Source organism: Streptosporangium sp. NPDC006013 (assembly GCF_040614275.1).
Lineage (GTDB): Bacteria > Actinomycetota > Actinomycetes > Streptosporangiales > Streptosporangiaceae > Streptosporangium.
In genome coordinates this window covers 1-8486 of the sequence record NZ_JBEXUE010000430.1, presented here as the reverse complement: position 1 = coordinate 8486, position 8486 = coordinate 1, and the positions used below count along the sequence as shown (strand labels likewise).

Below are 8486 nucleotides of genomic sequence, written 5' to 3'. Positions count from 1 at the left end.
TGTGACGCATGGCCGACGGCGCCCGGCCGTCGCGGTGGGCGCGGTCAGCGGAGGGAACCGGAGAGGGCGACCTCGTAGACGTGGACGAGTTCCTGGCTGATCCGCTCCCACGAGTAGCGGGATCGGGCGCGGTCGGCGCCGGCGAAGCCGAGCGCGGTGCGGCGGGTCGGGTCGGCGAGGAGTTCGCGGGTCAGGCGGGAGGTCTGCGCGGGACGGTCGGCGGGCACCAGCAGGCCGGTCACCCCGTCCACCACGGAGTCGAGGTGGGCGCCCACCGCCGAGGCGATGACGGGCACGCCGCAGGCCATGGCCTCCAGCACGACGACGCCGGCCGGAGCCTCCTGGGGCAGGGAGACGACCACGTCGGCGCTGCGCATCAGCTTGGCGACCGCGGAGTGCGGGATGTGCCCGAGAACGGTGATCCGATCGTCGACGCCGATCTCCTTGGCCAGCAGCATCATGCGGTGCGCGTCGGCGTCGTGCTCCAGGTCCGTGACCGCCGGGCCACCGGCGATGATCAGCTCGGCGTCGGGGATGCCCTCCAGGGCGCGGAGCGCGGTGTGCACGCCCTTCTCCGCGGTGAGCGGCCCGACGTGCAGCAGGCGGGGGCGGGTACCGCGGGCGGAGGCCGGACCCTGACGGCGGAACCGCTCGACGTCGACACCGCACGGGATGACCGAGATGCTGCGGCGCGGCACGCCCAGCCGGATCAGCGAGCTCTCCTCGTCGCCGCACCCGGCGATCACCGCGCTGGCCCGGCGCCCGATGGCCCGCTGTAGCCGCACCCGCTTGGCGTCGCGGGGGTGCTCGCTGCTGAACGTCTGGGTGAACGGCACGTTCAGGCCGTTCGCGCCGGCGATGGCGGCCAGCCCGCCGGTCCAGGAGTGCGCGTGGATGACGTCGGGGCGGTCCTGCCCCCAGCGGTGCATCAGCTGGTCGCCGAGGTCGGAAAGGTAGGGAAGGACGCCGTCTTCCGGAAGATCCTGCGCGGGCCCGGCGGTCAGGTGCTCAAGCGTGACGCCCTGCGACACGCGAACTTTGGGCTTGTCAAGGTCGGAGTTTCTCCGGGCGTAGATGGTGACCTTGTGTTCCCGGCCGAGTTCACGGGCAACGGCCATCAGGTGAGCGCGCTGGGAGGCGAGATCGGACTCGTCCTGGGTGGAGGAGAGAGCCTCGGAGGAGACGAATGCAATGTTCACGGCACACCTCTGGGAGGAGATAGGCATGGAAAGCCTGTTATTCCTTCAGGGGTGCCTGCGTCTTAGGCACACGTCTGCATTGCCCTAACCATACCCCGATCTCAGTCGGAGCCAAACCCGCGGGGTTCAATACCTCCTGCTCTGCCGTGACTCCTCGGCCCTGGCGCTCGGGACGTGCAACTGGATCACACATCCATCCCGGTCGTTGTGGATGTCGAGGCGGTCGCACAGGTGCCGGGCGATCCACAGCCCGTCCCCCGGTTCCGGCGCCGGTCCCGGTGGGAGGAAACCGGCGACCGGGTCGGTGACGCGCCTGCCCCGGCGGTCGACATGGCAGGTGATCGCGCCCAGCCGCTCCCACAGCCGTACCGTCACGGGCGGCTCCAGCAGGGTGGCCACCTCGTGGGCGGCGACCGAGAGCAGGGTCGCGCGGTCGTGGCTCAGTCCCATGAAGGAGGCCTGGCCGGTGACGAACGCCCGCAGGGCATGGAGCGTCTCCACGTGCGCGCCGGCCGAGCCTTCCTGCGGTTCGAGAGGCGGGACGGAGTCGCACTCGCCGATGAAACCCACCGGATCGGTGTACTCGGGGCAGGACACCATCGAGACGCCGTCCTCGGAGAGGGTGGGATGGGTGCGCCTCGCGGCGGCGACCACCGCCTGACCCGCGGTCCTGGTGTCGTACGGGCAGATCATCCAGACGTTGGTGCCTTTCAGCAGCAGGTTCAGGCCCGACTCCATGCGCTGCCAGGCCCGCACGTCGGCGGGCGCCCGGCCGGCCCACACCGGCTCGGCGAGGATCCGCACGTGACCCCCGCGCGGGGCCTCGGGCCCGCGCCGCTGCCAGTAGCGGTGGAAGGCCGTGGCGCGCTCCACGGTCCGGCGCCCCAGGAACGCGCTCTCCGCGTAGTCGACCAGGCGGCCCTCCCTGCCCAGGGCAACCGCCAGCAACTCCAGATTGGCCGAGGTGGTCGTGACCATCACCGGATCGCCCTTGGCCAGCCCGTCCCGGACGAACGGCAGCGCGATCTCCAGGAAACGCCGGTCGGAGCCGTAGACCGCGGCCTGGTGGATGGAGGTCATGGAAGATCGTCGTGGTCGCGGGAGCGGCGGGGGCGCCCGTCGGGCCCGCTCCAACCGGCGGGGGGCCGGCGCGTCGAGGGGGAGCCGCTCGGTCCCGGAGCCGGCCCGTTCCAACCGGCAGGGGGCCGACCCTGAAATGATCTCATTCTCCGCCCACCTGGCCGGACACGGGCGCCGCCGGGTGCGGTCCCTCGTCGCTCGGTGAGACCGGCAGGCCACGCCGAGTTAGCCAAGTTATACGACACGCAGGGCGAGTATCACGATCTCATCCCAAACTCTCCCGCCGGAGAACGCGTGCCGGTCCTCCTCCACCGTCTTGACGATCTCGGCGGGAGAGCGCGTCACGCAGCGTGCCAGCACGTCGGCCAGCCTGGTCTCGCCGTAGGACTCACCAAGCTCGTTCTGCGAGGCGACCAGGCCGTCGGAGTAGAAGACCAGGGTCTGGCCGGAGGCCGGCGTGAGCTCCTCGGTGAACATCTCGGCCTCAGCGGCGATGCCCAGCGGCACGCCGCCCCCCGCGGTGAACCGCACCCCGCCGTCGGGCTGCAGCAGCGCGGCGGGGTGGTGTCCCGCGCTGGCCAGCCTGATCTTGCGCGCCCGGATGAAGCCGGTCACGGCCATCACGAACATGCCGTTGTGCTGGGCGGTCAGGGCCTGGTTCAGCTTGCGCATCACCTCACCGGGGTCGGATTCCCAGACGCTGAGCACGCGCAGTCCGTTGCGGACCATGGCGCTGACCGACGCGGCCTCCTCGCCCTTGCCCGCGGCGCCCCCGAGGGCGAAACCCCACCCGTCACGTGTGCGGAAGACGTCGTAGAACTCGGCGCCGACCGGGCTGGAGCCCGCGTTGTAGATGGCGGCGGCCTCGAATCCGGGGATGTCCGGCAGGCTCCGGGGCACCACGCTGGTGCGCAGCGCGTCGGCGGCCCGCGAGCGGGTCTGGAAGCTGCGCCGGGCGCGCAGTGCGAGCCCCAGATGGACGCCGATCTCCTCCATCAACCCCAGATCGGCCAGCGAGAACGGCTCACGGTCGCGCAGGCGCACCAGGGTCAGGGAGCCCAGTACGTCGTCCTCACCGCCGATCGGCACGATCAGCACCGAGGCGGCACCCATCACCCGCAGCAGGGGCGGCCCGCCGGGGACGTCGCCGAGCAGCCCCTCGTCCTCCAGCATCTCGTGCACCACGCCCGAGCCGCCGGTCAGCACGTGCGCGATGGCCGGTGCGGTCAGCGGGTTCAGCTGTTCGGCGAGGCGGACCAGCTGGGTCACCGGCTTGTCGCTCGGGCCGAGCACGCAGGCGCGGGCGGGGACGCCGTCGCGGATCACGTCGGCGATCACCCAGTCGGCCGACTCCGAGGCCAGCAGCCGCGCGGCCCTGGTGACGGTCACCGGCTGGCGCAGGCTCTCCTCGTCGAGCAACAGGCGGGTCATCCTGGCCAGCAGTTCCTGCCGGCGTGCCGCGGCCATGACCAGGGTGGCGTCCGACCGGTCGGCGGGGCCGTGGGGCGGCCCCGCCACCTGCGCCTCCAGCGGCAGGATCATGACCGCGACCATCTCCTGCGGCTCGCCCGGCATCGTCAGCCGGGTGATGGCCAGCTGCACCGTGTGCGCGCGGCCCTGGTGGGCCAGCCGCGTCTGGAACGTCGCGGTCTGACCGCCCTGCTGGACCGCCGTCAGGTGCGAGCGGAACGCCGCCCGACGGGAGACGTCGACGAACAGCGGGAACGAGCGGCCGATCAGATACCCCGCCGGGCTGCCGAGCATCCGGGAGGTCTCGGCGCTGATCCGCCGGACCACACCCGAGGCGTCCAGCACCACCACCGGGACGGGGAAGGTGCGGAAAACCTGCCGCAGTAGCTTGAGCTCCCGCTGTGATCCGCTCTCCCGCTGGCCCGACCGCCTGGGCGCCTTGCGCAGCTCGCGCACGGAGGTCTCCAGCAGCTCGCGGGCGGTGTCGAGCTCCGCCAGCGCCGCGTCAAGTGTGGACCGGGGGTCGGCGGGATAGGCGGACCTCGCCTCGCGCAGGGAGGAGACCCTGGCGCTCAGCGCGCTCAGCGCCTGCTCCAGGCTCTGAAGGCCAATGGCGTCGGTCAATGCTCGTCCTCGTCAGGGGCCGGAGTGGGCTGGTCCCGTCGTAGACGGTACGCCACCCCGATAGGTCGAATCGATCCGTGGTCGGATAGTGGTTAAGTTAGTGACACAGGGAGGGGAGTCGCGAGATGGACATGGTCACTCCCGTTCTGGCCCGGGATCTGGCGGTCCTCGGCAGGGTCAGCGAGGAAACGTCGAGCGAGAGCGTGCTACGCGGGCTCACGGCCACCCTCGCAGGCGGTGTGCCCGGTTGCGCGGGCGGGTCCGCCGAACTCTGGCGCCAGGAACGCATGGTCGTCTCAGCCTCTCACAGCGAGCTCATCGTGCTCCTCGACGGCGAGGAGGAGCTCGGTGAGGGGCCTTCGACCGAGGCCCGCGCCACCGGACGCCACGTGGTCGTCCAGGACGTCCTGCGTGAGTCCCGCTGGCCGGCGTACGTCGGTATGGCGGTCCGCTGCGGCGTCCGCTCGGTGCTGCTGATGCCGATCACCATCGAGCACGCCGTCCTGGTTCTCGGCCTGTACGGCGTGCGTCCCGGCGTCTTCGCCGCCAGGAACGTCCCACCGCTGGCCGACATGCTCGCCGAGCAGGCAGGGGTGGCGCTCGCCAATCTGTGGGACTACGACGAGGTCCGTACCGACGCCGCCCAGATGCAGGAGGCCCTGGCGGGCCGGGCGATCATCGACCAGGCCAAGGGCATCATCATGAAGTCCAGCGGCTGCTCGGCCGAGGCCGCCTTCGACGAGCTGCGCCGTATCTCCCAGCACCACCAGGTGAAGGTCGCGGACCTGGCCAGGCTGCTGGTCGACGAGCACCAGCGCAACCAGGGCGAGAAAACCGGCTGAGCGGGCGTCCACCGGCCCCGTGTCGAGGGCGGTGAGCCGTAGTGGTGATCGGGCCTGGTGCCCACGGGACAGAGAAAAGGGAAGCCGATGATCCATCGACGGAGTGGGGGAGCGGGTGGCTGACCTGCTGCGTGTCTCTGTCGCCGAACTGGCGGACGGCGCCGCCGACGGCCCGTTGCTCGACATGTCCAAAGGGGTGTGCGAGCCGATCGTGGGGGTGGAACTGGACGGCGGCGCCGACGCGGCGACGCTGGACCGGGCGCTGACGCGGGCACGCGCCTGCGACCGGCTGCTGATCGGGATCGCCGGGAAGCCGTTGCCCGCGCAGGCGGTGAGGTTGACGCAGGCGCTGGATCTGACCCTTGTCGGGACGGCCGGGCCGACCGGACGCGAGTGCGTCGCCGTTCCCGACCCCGAGGAGCGGCTCACGGCCGTGCACAGCGCGGCGCTGCGCAATCCGCAGACCTCTGTCGTCTTCGGCGCCGTCCTTAGGATGACGGAGGCACTGGAGGTCAGCACCGCGCTGGACGTCGAATCCCTGGCCTACTCGACCCTGCTCGGCGGCCCCGAGTTCCGCCGCTGGCTTGATGGCCGCCGCCGCCGGCCGGTGCCCGTGGCGGTGGCACCACCGGTGCTGATCGACCGGGCCGACGACCGCCTGCTGATCACGTTGAACAGGCCGGAGCGGCGGAACGCCTACGGACGGGAGGTCCGTGACGCCCTGGTCGAAGCCATGCGCCTCGCGGTGCTCGACGACACCGTTACCCGGGTGGTGATCGACGGTGCCGGGCCGTCCTTCTGCTCCGGGGGCGATCTCGACGAGTTCGGCACCACTCCTGATCTCACCACCGCGCATCTGGTGCGCACCCGCGGCGGCGCGGGAAGGCTCTTTCACGAGCTCGCGGACCGGGTCGAGGTGCGTGTGCACGGTAGCTGCGTCGGAGCCGGGATCGAGTTGCCCGCCTTCGCCGGAACCGTGATCGCCGACCCCGGGGCCACCTTCCGCCTGCCGGAAATCGGCATGGGGCTGATCCCCGGCGCGGGCGGCACGGTCAGCATCCCCCGGCGTGTCGGCCGCTGGCGCACCCTCTACCTCGCCATGACCGGTGAGCCCATCGACGCGGCGACCGCCCTGTCGTGGGGGCTGGTCGACGAGGTGATGCCGTCGGGGTGATCAGACGGGTCGCCCGGCCAGCCGGATGCCCCGCGAGGCGGAGGAGAGGCTCATGACGGAGCCATGGGCGCCGCCGCCGGGCGGCCGCGGTAGGCGTAGGGACCCACAGAAAACGCCTCAGCCGAAGGCGGTGATCGCGTCGTCGATCGTGTCGTAGAGGGGCAGCCGCTGGGCCAGACCGGTGATCCACATCACTTTGGTCTTGGCGTACTCCACTCCGATGAGCGCGAACTTGGCGCCGGCGGTGGTGCTGACCTGCCAGTGATGGACGATCAGCCCCAACGCCCGCGAGTCCATGAAGGTCACGCCGCCCAGATCCAGTGCCATGTCCAGGCCGTGCTCGCTCGTCTGTGCCGCCAGGTAGTCGGCGAACTGGTCCCGTGTCGTCGCGTCCAGCAGGCCCGTCACCCGGATCACGTTGATCCCACTGACGAGCGCCGACGTGAGAGTCAGGGCTGCAGATCTCTCGCCGTTCTCCGACACCGTCACTCAGAGCCTCCTCGCACCATTCGATTAGCAACCTTACTGTTACCTGCGGGCGAGTAATACTCCAGGATTCAGGGGAATGGTGGAACCAGAGGTCCAGCAGAGGGCCTCGCCTCGAAAATCAGTCGAGGCGATGCCGTCTGCCCGGATGTTGCTCCGTGGTCGGCTCGCCCGACAGTAATACCAGGGAGCAGCAATGTCTGTTCAGGCACTCGACATCACCGACATGACCGCTGAGGATCTCCTCGACGAGATGTCCCTGCCCGAGGTCTCCGACCACCGAGCCGAGCGCCTGCGCGAGCGCATCGTCGAGATGCACCGCCACCTCGCCATGGAGATCGCCCGCCGCTACCGTTACCGCGGCGAGCCGATGGAGGATCTTCTGCAGGCCGCGTACGTGGGGCTGATGAAGGCCATCAACGGCTTCGACCCGACCCTCGGGCACCCCTTCCGCGGCTACGCCGTGGTCACCATGACCGGTGAGGTCAAGCGCCACTTCCGCGACCGCACCTGGGCCATTCGCGTCCCCCGCGTCTACCAGGAGCGCAGGGCCGAGCTGAACCGCCTGGTAGCCGACCTCAGCCAGGAGTTCGGCCGTGCCCCCACGGTCGCCGAGCTGGCTGTGAAGATGCACATCTCCGAAGAGGACGTGCTGCTCACCCTCGACGCCTCCGCCGCCTACAGCGCGCTCTCGCTGGACGCCCCCCTCGGCGCCGACGACGACGCGGCGGCGCTTGGCGACGTCATCCCCGAGGAGGACGACGCGCTGGGCACCCTCGTGGACCGCGAGGCGATCAAGCCGTTGATCGACAAGCTGCCGACGCGTGAGAAGAACATCCTGCTGCTGCGCTTCTTCGGAAACATGACCCAGGCCGAGATCGCCGCGGAATTCGGGATCTCCCAGATGCACGTCTCCCGTATTCTGCGAAAGGTGCTCGACCAGCTCCGTGCGGAACTTGTCGCCGAATGCTGAATACACAGTCTGTTACCGGGCACCTCAGTTGGCGACAACGGACGTGGCGTAAGGTGCCTTTGAACGAATCCCGGATGCTGAGGACGACAGCGGACCGGGACAGGGGAGGCGGATCTCGGGTGAACGAGGACGGTGTTCGTCCGGCTCGCTTCACGGCGAGTGGCGCCCGTTCCAGGATTTCTCCCGCGGGGACCGCGGTGGCCGAACTCGCCTTCTGCCTTCCAGATCTTCCCGACGTGCGCGACTTCGCCGCCGCCCAGGCCGTGCGGAGCGGCATGTCACAGGACGGACTCGCCGATTTTCTGGTGGCGCTGAACGAGGTGGCCACCAACGCGGTCACCCACGGCCACACCAGTGCCAAGGCCATGCTGCGGATGTGGACCGTCGGCCGGACCCTCGTCGTGGAGATCCACGACGAGGGTCAGTGGGACCCCGGGCCCTCCCCGGGGGAGACGCCCCCGGGGCCGCACGCGACCAGCGGCATGGGCCTGTGGGTGGCCCGGATGGTCAGCTCCGACATCAAGTTCGAGACCGGGGCCGCGGGAGCTACGTGATCATCCGCGTGGACAGCCTCGTGCTGGAGGTCGGTTACACCGTGGTGGACGGCAGCAAGGACGGCCCGGCGATCCAGGCGGGCG

General features: G+C 70.3%; 8 protein-coding genes. 4 read left to right on the top strand and 4 right to left on the bottom strand.

The window, feature by feature from the left end; translation table 11 throughout:
- Positions 1 to 44 precede the first annotated feature (44 nt).
- The 3 genes from ABZ260_RS40310 to ABZ260_RS40300 form a co-directional block, all read right to left on the bottom strand.
- Complete coding sequence (locus ABZ260_RS40310) at positions 45 to 1199, bottom strand: glycosyltransferase (protein WP_355628157.1); 1155 nt, start codon at positions 1197 to 1199, stop codon at positions 45 to 47.
- A gap of 126 nt (positions 1200 to 1325) precedes the next feature.
- Positions 1326 to 2279 (bottom strand): sensor histidine kinase, encoded by a 954-nt coding sequence (locus ABZ260_RS40305; RefSeq protein ID WP_355568541.1) that lies wholly within the window; start codon positions 2277 to 2279, stop codon positions 1326 to 1328.
- A gap of 234 nt (positions 2280 to 2513) precedes the next feature.
- A complete protein-coding gene (locus ABZ260_RS40300; RefSeq protein ID WP_355628154.1) occupies positions 2514 to 4373 on the bottom strand; it encodes a SpoIIE family protein phosphatase in 1860 nt (619 codons plus the stop codon).
- Positions 4374 to 4498: 125 nt separating this feature from the next.
- Between ABZ260_RS40300 and ABZ260_RS40295 the strand changes: the two genes are divergently transcribed.
- On the top strand, positions 4499 to 5215 hold the full coding sequence (locus ABZ260_RS40295; RefSeq protein WP_355628151.1) for a GAF and ANTAR domain-containing protein: 717 nt from the start codon (positions 4499 to 4501) through the stop codon (positions 5213 to 5215).
- A gap of 115 nt (positions 5216 to 5330) precedes the next feature.
- Positions 5331 to 6389 (top strand): enoyl-CoA hydratase/isomerase family protein, encoded by a 1059-nt coding sequence (locus ABZ260_RS40290; protein ID WP_355628149.1) that lies wholly within the window; start codon positions 5331 to 5333, stop codon positions 6387 to 6389.
- A 117-nt stretch (positions 6390 to 6506) separates the two neighbouring features.
- On the opposite strand, the gene ABZ260_RS40285 is transcribed toward ABZ260_RS40290, so the two are convergent.
- The gene (locus tag ABZ260_RS40285; protein ID WP_350930133.1) at positions 6507 to 6878 is read right to left on the bottom strand and encodes an STAS domain-containing protein; all 372 of its coding nucleotides are present in this window, start codon (positions 6876 to 6878) and stop codon (positions 6507 to 6509) included.
- Positions 6879 to 7071: 193 nt separating this feature from the next.
- Between ABZ260_RS40285 and ABZ260_RS40280 the strand changes: the two genes are divergently transcribed.
- The gene (locus tag ABZ260_RS40280; RefSeq protein ID WP_355628146.1) at positions 7072 to 7848 is read left to right on the top strand and encodes a SigB/SigF/SigG family RNA polymerase sigma factor; all 777 of its coding nucleotides are present in this window, start codon (positions 7072 to 7074) and stop codon (positions 7846 to 7848) included.
- Between the two features lie 119 nt (positions 7849 to 7967).
- Positions 7968 to 8402 (top strand): ATP-binding protein, encoded by a 435-nt coding sequence (locus ABZ260_RS40275; RefSeq protein WP_355628144.1) that lies wholly within the window; start codon positions 7968 to 7970, stop codon positions 8400 to 8402.
- Positions 8403 to 8486 lie beyond the last annotated feature (84 nt).